Origin of the sequence: Halorubrum sp. CSM-61 (assembly GCF_003781945.1) — an archaeon.
Taxonomy (GTDB): Archaea; Halobacteriota; Halobacteria; order Halobacteriales; family Haloferacaceae; genus Halorubrum.
The window spans coordinates 49,047-67,859 of the sequence record NZ_RJJW01000007.1; the positions used below are offsets into that span (position 1 = coordinate 49,047).

Annotated in this window: 13 protein-coding genes; 5 read left to right on the plus strand and 8 right to left on the minus strand. The window is 59.0% G+C overall.

Going from position 1 to position 18,813, the window contains the following annotated elements; translation table 11 throughout:
- Position 1: 1 nt before the first annotated feature.
- From EDM04_RS13060 to EDM04_RS13070, 3 genes are all read left to right on the plus strand, one after another.
- Positions 2-886, plus strand: coding sequence for a carbohydrate ABC transporter permease (locus EDM04_RS13060; protein WP_123622811.1), 885 nt, complete (start codon positions 2-4; stop codon positions 884-886).
- Positions 887-888: 2 nt separating this feature from the next.
- The gene (locus EDM04_RS13065) at positions 889-2,070 is read left to right on the plus strand and encodes an ABC transporter ATP-binding protein (RefSeq protein ID WP_123622813.1); all 1,182 of its coding nucleotides are present in this window, start codon (positions 889-891) and stop codon (positions 2,068-2,070) included.
- 222 nt (positions 2,071-2,292) lie between these two features.
- The gene (locus EDM04_RS13070) at positions 2,293-2,976 is read left to right on the plus strand and encodes a metallophosphoesterase family protein (RefSeq protein WP_123622815.1); all 684 of its coding nucleotides are present in this window, start codon (positions 2,293-2,295) and stop codon (positions 2,974-2,976) included.
- A 542-nt stretch (positions 2,977-3,518) separates the two neighbouring features.
- Here EDM04_RS13070 and ppk1 read toward each other — a convergent pair.
- On the minus strand, positions 3,519-5,897 hold the full coding sequence (gene ppk1 / locus EDM04_RS13075) for a polyphosphate kinase 1 (RefSeq protein ID WP_123622817.1): 2,379 nt from the start codon (positions 5,895-5,897) through the stop codon (positions 3,519-3,521).
- Positions 5,898-6,570: 673 nt separating this feature from the next.
- Positions 6,571-7,254, minus strand: a complete 684-nt coding sequence (locus tag EDM04_RS13085) for a hypothetical protein (RefSeq protein WP_241154916.1) — start codon at positions 7,252-7,254, stop codon at positions 6,571-6,573.
- 935 nt (positions 7,255-8,189) lie between these two features.
- Between EDM04_RS13085 and EDM04_RS13095 the strand changes: the two genes are divergently transcribed.
- Positions 8,190-9,248: a PAS domain-containing sensor histidine kinase gene (locus EDM04_RS13095; RefSeq protein WP_123622821.1), complete on the plus strand. Its 1,059-nt coding sequence runs from the start codon at positions 8,190-8,192 to the stop codon at positions 9,246-9,248.
- A 316-nt stretch (positions 9,249-9,564) separates the two neighbouring features.
- On the opposite strand, the gene EDM04_RS13100 is transcribed toward EDM04_RS13095, so the two are convergent.
- The 5 genes from EDM04_RS13100 to EDM04_RS13120 all read right to left on the minus strand — a co-directional run bounded on the left by EDM04_RS13100 (position 9,565) and on the right by EDM04_RS13120 (position 16,998).
- On the minus strand, positions 9,565-10,089 hold the full coding sequence (locus EDM04_RS13100) for a hypothetical protein (protein ID WP_123622823.1): 525 nt from the start codon (positions 10,087-10,089) through the stop codon (positions 9,565-9,567).
- A 382-nt stretch (positions 10,090-10,471) separates the two neighbouring features.
- The gene (locus EDM04_RS18825; RefSeq protein WP_123622825.1) at positions 10,472-12,148 is read right to left on the minus strand and encodes a transposase; all 1,677 of its coding nucleotides are present in this window, start codon (positions 12,146-12,148) and stop codon (positions 10,472-10,474) included.
- Between the two features lie 96 nt (positions 12,149-12,244).
- Positions 12,245-14,650 carry a DUF2309 domain-containing protein gene (locus EDM04_RS13110; protein ID WP_123622827.1) on the minus strand — a complete coding sequence of 802 codons (2,406 nt, stop codon included), beginning with the start codon at positions 14,648-14,650 and terminating at the stop codon, positions 12,245-12,247.
- Positions 14,640-16,124, minus strand: a complete 1,485-nt coding sequence (locus tag EDM04_RS13115) for a proton-conducting transporter membrane subunit (RefSeq protein ID WP_123622829.1) — start codon at positions 16,122-16,124, stop codon at positions 14,640-14,642. Before EDM04_RS13115 ends, EDM04_RS13110 begins: the two co-directional genes overlap by 11 nt.
- 190 nt (positions 16,125-16,314) lie before the next feature.
- Complete coding sequence (locus EDM04_RS13120; RefSeq protein ID WP_123622831.1) at positions 16,315-16,998, minus strand: carbonic anhydrase; 684 nt, start codon at positions 16,996-16,998, stop codon at positions 16,315-16,317.
- Between the two features lie 138 nt (positions 16,999-17,136).
- On the opposite strand from EDM04_RS13120, the gene EDM04_RS13125 reads away from it, so the two are divergent.
- On the plus strand, positions 17,137-18,153 hold the full coding sequence (locus EDM04_RS13125) for an amidohydrolase family protein (protein ID WP_123622833.1): 1,017 nt from the start codon (positions 17,137-17,139) through the stop codon (positions 18,151-18,153).
- Here the strand turns inward: EDM04_RS13125 and EDM04_RS13130 are convergent.
- A complete protein-coding gene (locus tag EDM04_RS13130; RefSeq protein WP_123622835.1) occupies positions 18,150-18,635 on the minus strand; it encodes an Lrp/AsnC family transcriptional regulator in 486 nt (161 codons plus the stop codon). The two genes, EDM04_RS13125 and EDM04_RS13130, sit on opposite strands and share 4 nt — an antisense overlap.
- Positions 18,636-18,813: the final 178 nt, after the last annotated feature.

Genomic DNA, 18,813 nt, shown 5'->3' on the forward strand with positions numbered 1-18,813 from the left:
GATGGTCGGAGTACTCCAGTACGCGAAACGGCGGGTCGACGCGCTGAGAGGCAACTACGAGACGCAGCGGATCCACGAAGACGATCTCGGGACCCACTTCCAGCTCCTGCTCCTCGTCGTGGTGGTGGTGTTCCCGATCGCCGTCGCGCTGGCCGTCAGCACGAAACAGTCCGGGGTCGTCACCAGCGTCGTCGACCTCTTCCCCGGGGGTAACGCCGTCGAGAACTACCGCGAAGTGCTCGTGGACTATCAGTTCGGCCGCTTCATGTGGAACTCGTTGGCGATGTCGGTCGTGATCGTCGTCGGGAAGCTCATCATCTCGGTGTTCGCAGCGATGGCGATCGTCTACTACCGGGTCCCGTACAAGGACCTCGTGTTCCTGTTTATTCTGTTCACACTGCTTCTGCCGGTTCCCGTCCGGTTCATCCCGCTGTTCCAGCTGATGAACGACCTCGGGTGGAGCAACACGATCCTTGCAATCACGGTCCCGTACCTCGCGAGCGCGACGACGGTGTTCATCCTCCGCCAGCACTTCCTGTCGATCCCGACGTCCATCGTCGAGACGGCGAAACTGGACGGCGTCGGCCCGCTGAAGTTCATGCTGTTCGTGCTGCTACCGATGTCGAAGGGGGTCCTCGTCGGCGTCTCGATCATCATGTTCGTCTACGCGTGGAACCAGTACCTCTGGCCGCTGATCATCATCGACTCCGAGGCGAACCAGGTCGCGCAGGTCGGCCTCCAGCTGTTACAGGGCGACGTGCAGGGCGGACAGCTCTCGTGGTCGCTCGTGATGGCCGGGTCCACACTGACGCTTTTACCCCCGCTGCTCCTGATGATCGTGTTCCGAAAGCCGCTGTTAGAGACGTTCAGTATCCAACAGAAGTGACAATGACAACCGTAACACTACACAACCTACGGAAGGAGTTCGACGACGTCGTCGCAGTTAACGGGATCGACCTCGAGATTATCGACGGGGAGTTCCTCGTCATCGTTGGCCCGAGCGGCTGCGGCAAGAGCACGACGCTCCGGCTGCTCGCCGGCCTCGAAGACGCGACCGACGGCGAGATCGTCATGGACGGTCGAGACGTCACCGCCGTCGAACCGAAGGACCGAAACGTCGCGATGGTGTTCCAGAACTACGCGCTGTACCCGCACATGACCGGGCGGCGAAACATCACCTTCGGCATGAAATCGAGCGGCGACTTTACTGACGAGGAGATCGACCGGCGCGTCGAGGAGGCCGCGGAGACGCTCGATATCGCCGACCTGCTCGACCGGAAGCCGCAGGCGATGTCTGGTGGGGAGCGCCAGCGAATCGCCCTCGGACGAGCCATCGTGCGTGATCCCGACGCGTTCCTGATGGACGAACCGCTCTCAAACCTCGACGCGAAGCTCCGCATCCAGATGCGCGCGGAGCTTGCACAGCTACACACCTCGCTCGGGACAACAACCGTGTACGTGACCCACGATCAGACGGAGGCGATGACGCTCGGTGAGCGCGTCGTCGTGATGAACGACGGGCAGATCATGCAGGTCGACGAGCCTCAGACGCTGTACGACTTCCCAGCAAACCGGTTCGTCGCGGAGTTCATTGGCGACCCGGCGATGAACATGCTTCCCGTCGATATCGAGAATGGGACCGCCGTCCACGAAGCGTTTACGATCCCGCTCCCGAACGCCGACGGAGGCGTTCGGAACGGCACGAAGAAAGGAGATGATGCATCGATTCACGACGGACAGCGGGCCGTGCTCGGCGTCCGTCCGGAGGACTTGTACTTGGCGAGCGAACGGCCCGACGCGGGCGACGAGACGCTCGACGCGACCGTGAACGTGACCGAGCCGCTCGGCGACAGCCTGCTGTTACACTGCTCGATCGGGGAGACGCCTTGTAAGATCCAGGCAAAGGCGCGGTCCGAGATTCACCCCGACGACACGGTTTCGATCGCGTACGACCCAGCTCGACTACACCTGTTCGATCCGGAGTCCGGTAACGCGTTCTATCACTCTGAGTCATATGCTTCGAGCGAGAGTGCGGCCGCGGCGGCGGATCACGGATGGCAGTCTCGGTAGACGATCCGTCGCGGTAGGCGACCTCAAGCTCCTACCTCGATGTTAGAACCGCAGAATAAACGCAATAGAACATTCGAGAAAGGGTCAGTCAACCCGGACACTTCGCCATCGAGAACTACATAGCAGTATAGTCTACTAATACAAACTGATTAATTCGGGAGCATAATATCTTCATTTGAGTCCGATCCTCAGACGAACTGTTTTGGCTCTGGACCTACCCATATGAACACGAAACCACAGTTCGGTAACGGCGTTGAAGCACAACATGAACGGTTCAAAATCGACAGCTACGGGAAGATCTACATCGTCGGAGATATCCACGGGAGCCGAAAGATTCTCGAACGGCTCCTCACCGACCTCGAATTAGCGGGCGATGATCTTGTCGTCTTTGTCGGTGACCTCGTCAGAAAAGGGCCGGACAGTCCTGGTGTTATCGATCTCGTTCGTGAGGATTCGCGTCTCATCAGCGTCCGTGGAAACAACGAGCAGAAGATCGTGCGCGGCGACAAGAACCCGGACTGGCTCCGCGAGAGTGACCGCGAGTATTTCGAATCACTTCCGGTTGCCATCTCGTTCGACGACGTGCTCGTCGTCCACGGTGGCATCGATCCTCAACGGTCGCTGGCTGACCACACCGTCGAAGAGCTGCTGACGATGCGTTCCCCGCATGGTGATGGGTACGACGGACCATTTTGGTATGATGATTACGAGGGGCCCTATCGCGTCTTCTTCGGCCACACTGTTCATGACCACCCGGTGGAGCGAGAACATGCTGTCGGCCTTGATACCGGCTGCGTCTACGGCGGAACGCTTACCGCGTACGACTACCGGAACGACGAATTCCTCACCGTAGAGGCGAAGACTCATCAAGAACGCGCCAACTCGAAAATTGTCGATCCGGCCTGAGTGGCTCTATTTATTCGGCCCTTGGTAGAAGAGAGATATTTTCCAAACTAGTTCTTTTGTGACCCTCTTAGCCACTATCCGAAGTGGAACGATGGTGGGCGATTAGCGAAACACTCGGCCTAGTGTCCATGCGATTCCGTTCGCCACGGAACAGAACAGAAGAAGGCCGATGAAAAGAGTAGCCGGTCCCGAGTCGTAATACCCGATACCGAGAGCAACAGTCACCAATGAGCCGAGACAGATTCCCACAACTGGAGCCAGTCCCAACAGAGCGCTGATCAAGATGCTCACACGCTCGTAACCGAGCACTCCAGCGATCACGGCCCCACCGAGGACGCTACTGGACAGAACGACATTCGAAGCGAAGTTGTAAGTCTCGGCGCTGATTCCGTCACCAGCGTAGCCGATTCGAAGGACAACGTACGCTACTACGGTTGCCGCACAAAGAACCAGTACACCGGTGACAATACTGAGATCTTCATTGATCGAGGGTCGATCGGAGAGTATCTGACTCTCAAATAGTGAATTCCTCATGAACGTAGTCACTTGTACTCAGTCTGAAGACGGTTCCGTGCTCCGTCGCGCGTTTTGAAGTATCGTCGGTCGCCCTCTGCTGTCCGAACAGCCCAGTCGTACGTCTCGCTATCAGGACGGTACCAGTATTCTGAGTACACGTCGAACACGGACACTCCCCCATCCGAGTGGGTCTGTTTTTCATCGGCATCGAGATCGGCTTCGTCCGACACCTCGGATCGAGCGTCCGTCTCGCTCTCTGTGAAATCCTCAATGAGAAGCGCTTCCTCGATCAGATCCGTATCGACGATCATTCCAGGACCGTAGCCGTGGTCAAGTGCTGCTTCCGTCGCTGTCATCAGTATCTCTTGGATGTCTCGAACCGGGTCGTCGTCGGAAGAGACCGCTTCGTAGCTTCCGTCGCTCTGCATCACCCATCGACGGCGGTTATCTGTTAGTGACGCCTCCAGTATGAACCGGAGCTGTTCGCGCAGTTGCGTGTCTTCGACCGGCGTGACCGCTTCTACTCGATAATCGAGATTCCGGGTCATCCAATCAGCGGAGCCGATGTACCACTCGGGACTGCCTCCGTTCTCGAAGTAAAATATCCGAGCGTGTTCGAGGAATCGGCCGACAATCGAGTGGACGGTGATATTCTCGCTTAGTCCTTCAATACCGGGACGAAGCCGGCAGATATCTCGGACGATCAAATCGATTTCGACGCCAGCCATCGAAGCACGATAGAGTTCCTCGACCATCGACGGGTCTTCAAGCCCGTTTATTTTGACCACAATCCGTGCCCGCTGACCATCACGAGCGTGCTCGGCCTCTCGTCTGACCATCTCCGTGAACCGCTCACGCATCGTTACGGGTGCAATCAAGAGCTTCCGGAAGCGGTCGTCAAGCGTCGGTCCGGTAAAGAAGTTGAACACCTTCGTGAGATCGAACCCAATGTCTCGATCAGCGGTCAACAACCCTAGGTCGGAATACCCTTTCGCGGTTCCTGAATGGTAGTTTCCGGTGCCGATGTGCGAGTAGAGCTGAACGCCATCGTCCTCTCGGCGCACGACGAGCGCCGTCTTCGTGTGCGTCTTCAGCCCTACAGTCCCGTACGCGACGTGGATGCCCTCTTCTTCGAGTTGCCGAACCCATTCGAGGTTGTTTTTCTCGTCGAACCGAGCCTTCAGTTCGACCATCACCGCGACCTGCTTGCCGTTGTCGGCGGCATTTATAAGGCTCTGAATTACCTTCGAGTCGCTCGCGGTTCGATAGATCGCCGCCTTCACCGCGAGCACGTCGGGATCGGTCGCGGCCGCGTTGAGGAATCGCTGAACCGTCCCCTCGAACGAGTGATACGGGTGGTGCGCGAGAATGTCCCCGTGTTTAATTTCGTCAAAGATACTCTTCGTCTCGTCTCTAGTATCACTCGCCAGTGAGCCTAATCGGGGATGAGGCTTTGGTGACCACGCCGGCGGCTTGAGATCGGGGCGATCGAGATCGATGAGCTCGAAGAAGTCCTCGAAGTCGATCGGTCCCTCACGGTGGAACACTTCTCGGTCGTCGACCCCGAGCTGATCTTTGAGAATCGCCAGCGACTCGTCGGGCATATCAGCGTCAACCTCTAGCCGGACTACCGTCGCGAAGCGTCGCTGTTCGATGACCTCCTCAACCATATCGACGAGGTCTTCGGCGACCTCTTCGTTCCGCCGCACCTCGGCGTTTCGCGTCACCTTGAATTTCGATACGTCACGGATGTCGAGATCGGGGAGCAACAGGTCGAGGTTACGTTCGATGAGGTCTTCGATGAGAACGTACCTGTCAGCCTCGCCAGAAACGCTGATGAGGCGGGGTTGATTCGGCGGAATCTTGATCCGGGTGAATGTCGGCTCTTCACCCCCGTTCGACGAGAGCACAGCGAGCGAAAGCGAGAGGTTAGAGATGAACGGGAACGGGTGAGCGGGATCGAATGCGAGCGGCGTCAGTGTCGGCAGAATAGACTCCTCGAAGTGCGTCCGCAGCTGTTCTTGATCTCCTTCGGGTAACTCGTCAGGGGTACAGATCTCGATCCCTTCGTCGGCGAGCGTCGGTTTGAGAACAGACTGCCAGTATTCCGACTGCTGCGCAAAGAGCGGGCGTGCGGTGTCGAGTACTTCGACCCACTGCTCTTTCGGTGTCCGTCCATCGGGCGTCGTCTTCGTCACGCCGGCGTCGATCTGCTGTTTGAGTCCGCCGACGCGCTTCATGAAGAACTCGTCCGTGTTTTTTGTGAAGAACGCGAGAAATCGGAGCCGTTCGAGCGGCAGATTCCGATCGTCCATTCCCTCTCGAAGAACTCGCTCCTGAAACGCCAGTTCGGAGAGTTCTCTGTTGAGGTAGTACTCTGGGTCTGTGAGGTCTCTGTCGGTCACAGAATCACCCGCAAGGAGAACGTGGATACCGCGACGCGGCTCCTGTATCTGTCAAACTGAAATATTCCTATCATTTTTGAGTCAGCGGAAACGACACCTTACAAATGAGAGAGTAGCACTCATTTTTCGGGTTCACCTGACTGGGGTCGGTTATCTTTCGACATCGGACTAGCGGGATGAGATCTCGACTGACGGTTCGGGTGCTGACAGAGACCCTTCGCCACCGGACAGGGCACCATCGGGAAGCCATGTGTCGTCGCGTTCCATCCACTCTCCGATCGGAAGTCGCTGAGTAGTCTCTGAGGGGATGACAATTTCAGTAGCGTTAGAAATGATCCCGTACTTTCGAATCGCCATTTTGGGCTCGTTGAGATCGTGCCTACCTAGATGGGGCTTCACGCGAGCGTACAGATCCTGTTTCGAATACTCGCTTCGTCGCCCTTCGAGTGCGCGAACGGCGTTACAAACTGGACAGCTAAGGACCATAGCCGATTCCATGACTTACAGATGCTACGCTAACTACAAGAAGCCCGATCAATAGTTGTATATACTAATATATAATATTTAAAACCGTCCGTATCGAGGCTAAGCTCACGGATAACAACCTCCCCCACCGAGCGAAGTCGGTAGACTGAGCGAAGTAAGGTGGAGTTGTTGACCACGGTTGCTCCGGTCAGTGGGGGCGCTTCGCCGACGCGTCAGCAATCGTCTGAAACTGCGTCGGGTCTCGGAGGAACTCCTCACCCGTGTCGGTGATCGCCGACTGGTCGATGTATTCGACGCCGTCGCCGTACACCGCTAGCACGGGCTCGTCTTTGAACTCACCAATCGGGCGAGACGTGGTGCACTCTATTGCGACGTACGTCCCTCCCGGGAGGGTGGGCGCGTCCGCGTACACCGCCGGGAGGTCGTCCCTGTGAACGCCGACCAGCATGTGACCGGGAAGGATCACCATCGCGGTCCGGTAGCCGATCGCCGGCTGCGAAAGCATCCCGACAAGCAGATACGTGAGGTCCTCGCAGTCACCGCAGCCATCGACAAGCGTCTCCTCGACGGTTCGGATATAGTCCGGCGCTCCCATCGATTCCGCATCCGTCGCGTATTCGAGCGAGTGTACAAGTCCGATCGCTCCGTCGAGAAGGACCGACTCAGGGAGCGACCGTCGAGCACTCTCGCCCATCGCGCTCGCGTTGACGAGCGTCTCCGTGAGTCGCTTGGCATGAGCGCTCGCCTTCGCCGCTTCGAAGCCACTCAGATATCCGTGCGTCTCGTCGGCCGCTTCTCTGTACGCGGACCGTTCGATCGGAAACTCCAGGCGCCACTCACGCCCGGACCGGTCCGTCCACTCGTACGTCATGGCGTAGCCGTCCGCGGTCCGTTCCCGAGCGACCGAATCTTTCCCGTCGATGGGTGTCGGCCGCGTCGGCTCGCTCGCAGAAAGAGACAGCGCCACAGACCACAGATCGGACAGTTCGAGGACCGAGGAAGCGACGACCCCAAGCGCGACTCGGTCCAGCGTTTTGCTGAGGAGTTCCCGTCGTTTCATGCCCACCGACGGATCACCTCGGATTCGTCCGTCACCGGTAGAGGCGTCCGAATCGGTGGCGGGCGAAACATCCGAGTCCGCGTCGATCGGGGCTTCGGATTCGACGGGGACCGGTAGCGTCGGGCTTCGCGACCGTCTCGCCCGCCGCAGTCGCGGTACATCCGGGGGGTTATCGGAAGCATTCGGGCTTGACGACGGAGTCGACATCCACCGTCACCCACGTCGACAGCCGCTCGTCATCGGTCGCCTCAGCTGGGAACACCGTGACCCGATCGGGACCCGAAGACCGCCTGTCAACCTGATGTACCAGACCGGTAAACGCGGGACTCACCGATTTCCGCCCGGTCGTCTCGTCGTTCTTCGACCTCCGGTTGGTATCTGTTGTCATCTGTTACTCGTTCGAGTTATTCGGCAGCCTGTGCTTGAACCCTTATAATAGGCGAACGGACGCGTCAGAAGCCGACCGGTGGGATATATACTCGTCGTGACCAGTCCGTCATGCCCCTTCTCGCTCAACGAAGACGAGTCCACTCCGACATTTAGATTGTAGTTTTCAGATTGAGATAATCAGACTATCGCGTGGGCCCGGACGGGACTCCGGAGATGGGCGATCATGTCATAGTCGGCTTGATACAAATTCGACTCTCTCTTGATCAGAGAACGCCCGTTCGGCCGCTGATTTCGTACGGAGCGATATATATCACTCATAGCAACGAAAACCGTGCCTCGGTGAAATCCCCAGGTGTATGTCCTCGCCCGAATGCGGGACGCTATCCCCGGTACTTGATACGCTCCACACCGGTGTGGCGATCTATGACGCCGCCTCCGGGGCTGTTATCGACGCAAACGCGCGAATGGAGGAAATCCTCGGTTACAGTTCGGACCAACTGCGTGAGCTCTCCGTGGCCGAATACACGGCAAACACGTACCCACACACCGAGTCTGAGTTCCACAATCGACTCTCTAGGGCCGCCAACGGAAGCCCGCAGCAGTTCGTGTGGCGAGCCAAACGAGCGGACGGCGAACTCATCTGGATTCAGGTGTTTACTTCTCGACAGCGTCCGACGGCGGACCGCTGTGTCCACGTCGAGGTACGGGACATTACGCGTCACTACGACACCCACCATCGAGCGGAGCTGTTCTGGCGGGTCCTTCGGCACAACCTCCGGAACGAGGCCGCGATTATCATCGGATGTGCGGAGCAGGTGATGAACGGCTCTGAGAGCGAACCGCCCAAAGAAGTGGTCTCAACCATTCTTTCCAGAGGAGAGAAGCTCGGGAACATTGCGACGTCCGTGAAACAAATCGAACACGCGGTGACCGACTCGCAGACGAGCGTCGCCCGGGTTTCCGCCGCGGGCGCCGTGCGGGACATCGCGAATCGGATAGGCGCCGAACACCCCGACGCGGACATCCGAGTCAGCGAACGGAAACGGATGTGGATAGACGTCAACGATGCGTTCGAGTACGCGCTCGCACACGCCGTTGAGAACGCGATTGTCCACAGCAACGACGAGGCGCCGGCAGTCGAGATAACGGTCGGCCCGTCGCCCAACACCGGTCGCGCGGAGATCCGCATCGAAGACACGAATCCGCCGATCCCACCCGAGGAGATCGCCGCGCTGTTTTCGCCGACCGTCACTACGAGCACGTCCCATGGCTCCGGGATCGGCCTGTTCGTGATGAAGTGGTGCGTCGAATCGCTCGGCGGAGAGGTGTTGTTCGAATCGCGGAATTCCGGGGGAAACGCCGTCTGCTTGCTCCTGCCGCCTAAGCAACTCCCGGATTCGATGACGACCGATTGAGTTCGCTGTTCGCGACGCCGCGTACGTCTCAATGGGAGTTACCCTCCATCAGTCAGCATGAATCGGTCTCCAATTCGCTCCATTCAATATCGATCCGAGCTCTGTCGGCAGCGACATGTCCAGAGGCGAAACGGGAGGGTTCACGAAGACAATCGAGGCGACCGCACCTGTGAGTCACCTTGATAATCGCAAGCGGCTCTGTTGGAATCCTCAAACGATGATTTGTTTTCGGCGGCATACTAAATATATCGCGCGAGTCGGTTAGGTGAGTGGCAAACGTGCCCGCGGACACCGGCCCGCTCACGAGTCAACACAGTCAGTGCCCACTGAACCGGCGGCGACGCTGAGAGGCCCACCCTGTGACCGCTCCGAGGGGAACGAGCAGGGCACCGACCAGCGGACTCCACGCAGTAGCGACGGTTCGAGTAACATCGACAGCAGTCCACAGCGGTTCCGGATAGAGCTGTATTGCGTAGTGTAACCCCTGCCCGGTAACGATACTGAGGAGGAGTGGAAACAGTAGTACGTACACTCCTGCCAGTATTGGGACGAGTGCCACGATTCCGAGGGCCATCGCGCTACCCACGAAGGCCCCCTGTTCCGGAGTAGATACCCGAGACATGACCCGTCGCCAGACGATTGCGCCCAGCACAAATCCCGCGACAAACGCGAACTGTGGCGCGTGTCCGACCCAGTACTGCGCGTCTGGCGACAGCCGTAACGGGGCAACCATCGCCACGAGCACATAAAGGAGGGAGGCGGCGAGTGCCGCCGCCGCCGTGACGACCCCGGCACCCATATCCCACCACCACGTCACCGAGCGTTGCTGCCATGTGACCATACGGACTTGAACGCTGCGTGGGAATATAACTGAGCGCAACCGGTCGGTGACAGTTGTATCCTCTGTATTCAGCAGCTGGTTACTGTCAGCATCTGTGGATTACAACAGATGGTAATATACCAGCTCTCCTTTCAATTCTGCCAGACTGACGTGAATAGAAGGCACGCATCGAATCCATCCTCCGAGGTTGTGGGAAGTTGAGACTACACCCGGTTTAGCGGGGCTGTGATGCGTGGCTTCAGCCGAATCGATGAGCAGAAACGGATCCAGATCGCTTTTTGACTGGGCGTTATTGTTGGATCGTCAACTCATTCGGAGTGTTTCCCAGACCGCGGGTAGTGTAGCCACTCAGACGTTGCGCTACCACGGATAGAGATCCTCGCTATCCGATTCCGGTTTCCTTCTTCAGCAGCGTCAGTGTATTATCTGCCGTCACCGCCGGCGCGTGCTCGTACTCACCAGTCAACGCAACCTGGACGAGTAGATCCACGGCGCGCCAGATCGAGTACAGGAGACACGCGAACGCGAAGTAAAAGAACCGTAACCCAAAATCCTTCGACGTCGTCGCCGCCATGAACCGTTTGATCGACTTGTAGCCGCTCTCGATCTCCCACCTGTAGCCATACTCGGTGAGGTGACCACTCCCGCAATTCGACATGAACACCGAATACTGCCGGTGATCGTCGTGCTCGGAGTCTTCTTTCCGGCGGTAGATCAGCGTCGTCTCGTGCCACTCGTTCTTGCCCAGATGGAGCTTGCGGTCGGTTTCATACCGGTCTTGGTCCCGCTGGAGTAACCGCTTCGCCTGGGCCTTCTCGCTGGTTTGCATCCGCTTCGGGACAACATAGGAGAGCCCGCGCTGGCTGATCATCTCCAGGACATGCTGGCTGTCGAACTCTCGATCCATCAGGATATTATCGACGTGGACGAACTCTTCAGCCGAATTCAGCAAGTCCTCGACGATTTCCAGCCGTGACTCGCCTTTCCGTACCGGGCGGGCATCAAGGACGAGCGGGACGGCGTTCCCGACCAACTGAACCGTCGCCCACTGGTACGCGTACTCGTCACTCTTCTCTTTCGTCCCGATGATTTCGTCCTCGTGGCCGGTGCGGTCGCCGGTGAAGAGATCGGCTTCGGTGATGTCGATAGCGACGATACCCGCCCGAAAAAACTCTTCAGTCTCTGCGACCTCATCCAGCAGTCGACCGACCGCTTGTCGGTACATCTCTCGAATCGCCGGTATCGAGAGGTCACGAATGTGGTCACGGTGGCCGTGACCCATCGGTGTCCGGTTCCGCTCCGACTCGTGAATGAAGCTCCGTGCCCCCTCATTTGCAGCCAGATTCTCACGAAGGCCGAGATACGTCTGTAAGTCCCAGTATGCGTTCTCGTGGATCTCACAGCCATCCCCACGCTCTAGCGAGAACACGGGATAGACAATACGACCGACATGATCAGTGATCTTCTCTGCTTCCCGCAGGATGGTGTGATCGTCTAGTTCTGACTCCCTGAACGTGTCCTCGTGGAGCCGGGGTTTTCGGTCTGGTTCACGTGGGACCGCGACATCCGCGGTCTGGGCCCTGATGAGGACCGTCCGCGCTGCTATCCTGACGGTCTCACGAAGTTCGGCTGTAAACCGATTGTGCCAACTGCGCCATAGTGTTGACTGATCTGGAATTGATTCCAAATTAAGTTGTTCGCAGAGCTCCGGCTGTCGATCCAAGTACTCAACGAGGGCTGTTTCGTGAGCCCAACCGTGGAGTTCTTTCAACATGAATACTCGAAAGAGAGTATCTACCTCGTAGCGCGTCGAGCCAGCGTAGCAGTCGTGGATTCCGAAATCGACGTAGTTGAGTGGATACTGGCAGACAAATTGCTCGACTGAGTGGTGTTCCTCATGTTCGAACCACCGGCGTGCAATAGTTCTGATATCTGCTTGCAGGGCGTCAAGAGAACTGCGGTCGTACAGAGGTGTTGAGTCGTACACTGGCCAATCGACAGTTGATTTTTCGGCAATGTGCCGAAATACATCTCTTTGAGAGGTTCTTGTTTGTGTCATCTTGTTGGGGAGAGAATCGAAGGAGGTCGGATTCCTGGGTCCAGAGAAGGGTCAGAGCAGCCCACTGATTCCCGTCCAGTACGGGTTCCGGAGTGGCTAGTCGTCTGCGACAGCCTGAGTGTTCGGCATCTCCGGATGTGCTTCGGTCTGTTCGGACACTGGCATCCACTCCAAGGATTCCTCGTAGTGGAAGACGCGGTGATCCTGAGTTGGATCGACAACCGTCAGTGAGAGCCAGTCGTTGTCCAGCAATTCGGTCAACTTTTCGTTGTCGGCCAAGACGCCGGTGACGCGCTTGACTGGCGCGTGTACGACCGTCGAGAGGCGGAGCGGCTGGTGATACGGTTTGTCATCGGCGGCCATCAGCGATTCGAGGGGGAGACCGGTCATCAGGTCGCCGCCGTTGCCCTGGTAGACGCCGATGTTGCCGACGGGGTTTTGGGTCACCTTCGACCCGCTGCCGTAGACGGCGTTGTCGACTGTCGAGAAGTAGTACTGGGTATTGATCCACTGGGTGACGACCATGGGGCCCGTGAGGATCGCTTCGAGCGCGCCGCCGTCGGGGTCGGTCGACCAGTCGTACGAGTGGAGGAATGCACGCCCGTCGAGATCACAGCCGCTGGTCAACTCGCGAGGGCCGATCACGAAGCCAGCGTTGCCAGCCAGCCCCCACTCGGGACGCGTCTCGGCCCAGTCGGCGGCACGACGTTCCGTCTCGGTGACGCCGGCCGAGCCGTCGGCCCCCATCGCCTCGGCGCGTTCGGCCGTCGCGTGCTCGCGAGCGGCGGCGAGGTCTGCGCGCAACTGGTCGAGGTTGTCCGTGTGACTCTCGGGTACGTCGCCGTCGTATAGTTCGATCTCGTCGGTCGTCGTGTTGTGTTCGCCGGCGAGGAAGACGGTGTCGTCGGGGATGTCGAAGCCGCGTTCGCGCAGCTCCGTCTTGACCTTAGCGTCGTTGCAGATCGCTGCGAGGACGCGGGCACTCGGGCCGCCGGGGTTGCCGGCGCAGGCACCGCAGTCCAGACTCGAGTCGTAGGGGTTATTGGCCGTCTCGCTGGCGTGGCCCGTGAAGACGACAAGGCGACTGAACTCTTCCCAACCCATCTGCTCGAAGGCGGCCGCGGCGTAATCGACTTTCTCCTCGCGAGTCAGTCCCACCCGGAGATCACCGACGTATTGATGCTGGTATTGGACGATCTGCGAACAGAACTCGTGGTCGTCGGGCACCGCGTCGTCGGCGGTATCGAACAGATCGTAGACACGACCGGGAACGAGCGTGCGGGCTGCAAGCGCCAGCCCGTACCCACTGCCAGCGTTCTCGACGAAGCCAAAGGCGGTGGCAGGGTTTGTTTTCAGTGTCTCGACGGCCTCACTCGCGGCCTCGCGGAGACTCGACCAGCGGTCGTGGCTCGCCTGCGTGTCCCTGTCGGTTGGAATCTCGGTGATATGGTGCTGTGGATCGAGAATTGGTGGGCAGGCATCGACCGCCACCTTGGCATCGTATCCCTGGTACTCCATCGGGATGCCGAAGAAGCCGGCGTAGCCGTGGGTTTCGTAGTCGCCCGTGGCCTCGATGTGACGACGGATGATCTCCGAACGGGTGTCGATACAGAAGACCAGTTGTGCATCCGGGCGACCCGATGGATCGCTCTCGGCGAGCGACTGGCTCTCGGCGGCGACGCGCTCGACGACTTCGGTGCGGTAACTCACCTCCCACGCGTTCAGGAACGCTTCGGCGAGTTCGTCGGCCGTGTCGACCTCGGTTCTGTCGGGGCCAGTCGAGGGCTCGATTGCGACGCCGAAGCCGTCGAGCAACGAGAGGCGGACTGCGAGATAGCCCGCGAGCGTGATCGGGTATGCCGACTGCCACACGTCCTCGTTGTCAGCGCGCTGCTTGATGAAGCCGGTCCAGCCGGGGAGCGCGGCCAGTTGCTCCTCGAAGATAGGTACCCATTGGCTCTCCGGGTATGGCTCCAGTACGGCCTCGATGGCCTCGACTGGCGTTTCGGGCAGATCAGCGACGACCCCTTCGTCGGGGATTTCACTGTCGTAGTCGGCCACTACACGGAAGGCGGCGTAGAATCCGTCCTCGCGGTTGGGCATCGACCATTGTGCATGGCCCTCGTCGAGGAAGGCCGACAGCCACTTCGTCAGTACGTGGTCGGCACGCTCGGCGGCGGTATCTTGGGTATTCGAATCGGCGGCGGTGTCTATGCGCTCAAGCAGCGTTTCCGGGTCGGCCTCGTAGCCGTGCTCTGCGAGTTCCGAGTCGAGTATCTCCGGGTCGATTTGGCCCTCGTCGAGTGCCGCCTGGAAGGTCTCCGGGCTCGGGTAGCCGCGACCACCCAGCAAGTCGGCGGTCTGTGTCACCGCCTCGCCGAACGGCAGGTCCTCGAATCCCGAGAGGGGGTTTGCCGTCACGAACGAGTGGATAGGCCAAACCGATCCGACGGTGGTCGCTGCTTGGTCGATGCTGTCTTCGATAGTGGGTTCAGTACTCATTGTAATCCTCCATGGAGGTCAGCAGGGTGCTGGACGCTGGTTGGCTCGCGTTCACCAGTGCCACGTAGAGACGCTGGCTGCGTTCGTGGACGCCGGTTTCCATGGCGACGTAGGCGGCGAGGAAGACGGCGGCGACGACGCCGTGAAACACAGTCAGTTCGGTCGGTGCCGTCACTGCCGGGAGTCCGGCCAAGAGAGACGAGATAGCCGTATAGACGAGAGCATAGACGGTGATGGCCGGGAGGAAGACTAACGGAACTGCCCCGTAGCGGACCGTCGCCGGTAGCGAGGTGTTCTGGACGGCACTGCGAGCCGCGTGGAGCGTAGTGAGCACCACGAACAGGGCAAGCAGGAGGCCGCTGTCGAGGCTCGTTCCCTTCCCCGTCAGCACTGCGAACAGCGCGCCACCGGCCATGCCGGTCAGGAGCGTGACGGCGACACCACCCACGCTCGTCGCGTGCCTGGTCGTCTCTGTCGGGCTTGTGCGTGCGATCTGTCCCCCTGCGCTGAGAAAGTTATAGGCTTTGTAGAATCCGTGCAGGATGAGATGGGTGATTGCGGCCCCGAAAAATCCGAGGCCAGCCTGCATTATCATGAAGCCCATCTGTCCCACCGTCGAACAGGCCAGTTTGCTCTTGACGTCCGGCTGGACAGATTTGAGGAGTTTCCCGAGTAACGCGCTGGCCGCGCCGACGCCGACGACCAAGAGCATAAGCGTTGCGTCGACGGTGATGACCGGCGCGAAACGGGTCAGCAGGATGCCGCCTGCGTTGACGAATCCCGCGTGCATCAGTGCCGACGCCGGCGTCGGTGCGGTCATCGAGGAGAGGAGCCAGTTGTGAAACGGGACGAGCGCGGACTGGATCATCGCCGTGAGGACGAGGGTTCCAGCGGCAACAAGCCACACTGGCCCCGCGAGCGTGTCGGTCGCCGTGGCGATTCCAGTGATCGTCGTCGCACCGGTCGTCCACCACAGCATCGTCAGCGCGACAGCGAGGAGCGCGCTGCTGGCGAGGAAGTACTTACTGGCCACCGTCGCAGCCTCCTGTGCCTGTTCCCAGCCGCTGACGATGCCGATGAGTTTCGCCATCAACAGACCCATCGCCAGCCATAGGAGTCCGAACAAAGCGATGTGGTCGGCCGCGACGAGTCCCATCACGGCTACAGTGAAACCGAACACCGCGACGAAGAAGCCTGTTTCGTGGGTGCTACCTGCCATGTAGCGGCGCGAGTAGCTAAGGACGATACCGCTGAAGAAGGTGACAACCACCCACATCAGTACCGTCAGTCCGTCGATGGCGACCACGCCGGAAATCTCCCAGCCGCCACCGAACTGGACTCGGGCGGCAAGTACGGCGATACTCGCGGCGAACAGTGACCACACGAGCCACGTGAGTGCCACGGGCACGAACGGCGACTCCACCGTTGTGTCCGGAAGCGCTCCGACAGTCGTCTTTGAGGTGCGTCCTGACATCGTCAATCAATTTACGACCCATCACAGCGACCGAGACGAGCTCGGGATACCGGTTCTGGTCGTCTTCATCCGAATTTGAGAACGGGATGCCTATTAAACTTGTCTATATTCACAAATCGTTCGAATAACGCCCATTATAGAACATTATGGTCTTCCAGGTCGTGCGGACGGGGGTACTCGACAGTGAGGGTCAGGTTAGTAGACCTGCGACGTGGACCGAGGTGTCTTCGGGGAGATGGGTCCGGATGGTAGTCGGTTCAGTCTCACCATCGAGGGTGACCAGATACCATTTGTCAGGGAACGAACTGTACTCCCCGTCTTGATCGTGGACGTAACCAGCGATCGTGACCGAAGGAGGGAGTGCCTGCTGGAGAAACCGAACCTGTTGCCGGACGTTGTACTCAACAAGTCGATTCCGTACTGTCCGAAGCGGCATCGACTCCGCCAGAAGCCCCCTCTCAAACCCATCTTCGACGAGTGAGACAAGCGGATCTAACCGTGCTTCGATCCCTGCGGGTGAATCTGAATCAGGGGCAACCCACCGCTCGTACGCGTCTTCGAGAACCTCGCACCTCGTGTGCCCAACGACGAGTACTGCTGTGATCTCGTACTGAGTTCTGAGGTGTTCGATGTTGCTGTCCAGAACTGTTTCGCCCTCGTATCGTTCCCGCGTCTGGTTCCCGAGTGTCTGAACGCCGACGACGTTCCAGGTGGCGTCAACCGGCCACAGTGACCCCTGGTGTTTGCAGTTGCTCATCGAGCATGAGACGACGAGGGCCGTCTGAGCATCCGATTCGTGTACCGAGTCCCGACGAGACTCGGTCCAGTCCTGAACTGATTCGATGACGGATGCGATATCATCCTTTTCATCCATAGACAGTTCACCTCTGTTCGCACGGGTCGATATCGGTCAGCGATACCTAAGAGAGATTTGTTTCCCGGGATATCGTTACCGAAGCGTTCGATATATGGATTCAAAAAACCATATCGTTATCGAGCACGGAGTGTCCGTATGGAAGCAGTCAGCGGGACCCTTCTCGTCGGGCAGTCGTTCGAGCCGACCCGTGGCCGTGTCGTCCTCGAGGAGGGTCGAATCGAGGCAGTCGAGGAGATGGAGACGACGTCGACCGACATCGTCCTCCCAGCATTCGTCAACGCTCACACGCATCTGGGGGATTCCGTTGCAAAAGAAGCGGCTGTCGGATTGTCACTCGACGAGGCAGTGGCACCGCCGGAGAGCCTAAAACACCGACAACTGGCGGCCGCTGACCGGTCCGACCTCGTGACGGCGATGCGTCGTACCCTTCGATTCATGCAGCGAACCGGCACAGTCTCATGTCTGGATTTCAGGGAGTCCGGGACTGCCGGAGCACGCGCGCTCCGTGAGGCGGCAGCGCCCGTTTCCCTCGACCCGTTCATCTTCGGGAGCGGAAAACAGTCCGTCCTCGATGTTTCCGACGGGTACGGCGCCTCCGGGGCAAACGACGGCGATTTCACCGAACAGCGTGCTGCCTGCCGGAAACGCGACGTGCCCTTTGCGATCCACGCTGGCGAACCCGACGCGACCGACATCCACCCCGCGCTCGATCTGGAGCCGGACCTCCTCGTCCACATGGTGCACGCAGAACAGGACCACCTGCAGCGAGTTACAGAGCAATCAGTCCCGGTGGCGGTCTGTCCGCGTGCGAATACCGTTCTCGACGTCGGAATCCCCCCAGTACGGGAATTACTCGACCACACGACGGTCGCACTCGGGACTGACAACGTCATGCTGAATCCCCCGTCGATGTTCCGGGAGATGGCGTACACGGTGAAACAGTTCGACGTGACCGCCCGAGAGGTGTTACGGATGGCGACGACGGCCGGTGCTGATATCGTTGGACTCGATTGTGGTGTCATCGCTCCCGGCCGGCACGCAGCACTCCTTGTCCTCGACGGTGACTCGGACAATCTGACGGGCTCTGTTGATCCAGTACAGGCAGTCGTTCGTCGCGCGACCGAGTTGGACGTCAAACGTGTCCTCGTTTAGGAATCGTCGCCTGTCTGAGTCTTGGAATTGAACTTTCCGAAGGGCGTCGTCTCGTGACTCCGAACGAGGACTTCGTCGGCAACGGTGAGCCCCATATCGAGAAGTTCCTGTGCAACGGGTGTAATGTCGCTGTCCGTCTCGCCGACTGCAGTGACGAGGAGGTTCTGTTCACCAGTGACCAACTCCTGAACTGATACCACTCCATCGATGTCCAGAATATCGGGGACGAGGTCACCACGTTCGGGAATCGCAGCGGTACAATAAAGCAGCATTCGGAGCGGATAGCCTGATTTCTGATAGTCGACGCTAGCGCTGTATCCTTTGATTACGCCATCGGATTCGAGACGCTGAATGCGCTTGCGGACAGTACTGTCGGAGGTACCGGTCCGCTCCGCGATGTCTCCGGACGACATGTTTCGAGCGTCTTCTTGGAGTGCATACAGGATCGCTTTGTCGACATCGTCGATCTCCTCGTCAGTCATATCAGTGTGTCCGCGACAAAGCCACTTTACCTTTGTACGCTGTTCGGGCATTCAACAGAACTCTCTGCTCTTTCTTCCCTGTGCCTCCCAACAGAGTCTATCATACAGTAAAATACTATGCGGTCGTGGAGGAGTCGGTCCAGTGTAGATGCCTATGCATTGAGAAGGCCGGTCTCAA

Bases quoted from the DNA above. Each gene is read 5' to 3' on its own strand.
- EDM04_RS13070 (WP_123622815.1), top strand. From the start codon at position 2,293: ATGAACACGAAACCACAGTTCGGTAACGGCGTTGAAGCACAACATGAA.
- EDM04_RS13060 (WP_123622811.1), top strand. From the start codon at position 2: ATGGTCGGAGTACTCCAGTACGCGAAACGGCGGGTCGACGCGCTGAGA.
- EDM04_RS13095 (WP_123622821.1), top strand. From the start codon at position 8,190: ATGTCCTCGCCCGAATGCGGGACGCTATCCCCGGTACTTGATACGCTC.
- EDM04_RS13125 (WP_123622833.1), top strand. From the start codon at position 17,137: ATGGAAGCAGTCAGCGGGACCCTTCTCGTCGGGCAGTCGTTCGAGCCG.
- EDM04_RS13120 (WP_123622831.1), bottom strand. From the start codon at position 16,998: ATGGATGAAAAGGATGATATCGCATCCGTCATCGAATCAGTTCAGGAC.
- EDM04_RS13110 (WP_123622827.1), bottom strand. From the start codon at position 14,650: ATGAGTACTGAACCCACTATCGAAGACAGCATCGACCAAGCAGCGACC.
- EDM04_RS13130 (WP_123622835.1), bottom strand. From the start codon at position 18,635: ATGACTGACGAGGAGATCGACGATGTCGACAAAGCGATCCTGTATGCA.
- EDM04_RS13065 (WP_123622813.1), top strand. From the start codon at position 889: ATGACAACCGTAACACTACACAACCTACGGAAGGAGTTCGACGACGTC.
- EDM04_RS13100 (WP_123622823.1), bottom strand. From the start codon at position 10,089: ATGGTCACATGGCAGCAACGCTCGGTGACGTGGTGGTGGGATATGGGT.
- EDM04_RS13085 (WP_241154916.1), bottom strand. From the start codon at position 7,254: ATGACGTACGAGTGGACGGACCGGTCCGGGCGTGAGTGGCGCCTGGAG.
- EDM04_RS13115 (WP_123622829.1), bottom strand. From the start codon at position 16,124: ATGTCAGGACGCACCTCAAAGACGACTGTCGGAGCGCTTCCGGACACA.
- EDM04_RS18825 (WP_123622825.1), bottom strand. From the start codon at position 12,148: ATGACACAAACAAGAACCTCTCAAAGAGATGTATTTCGGCACATTGCC.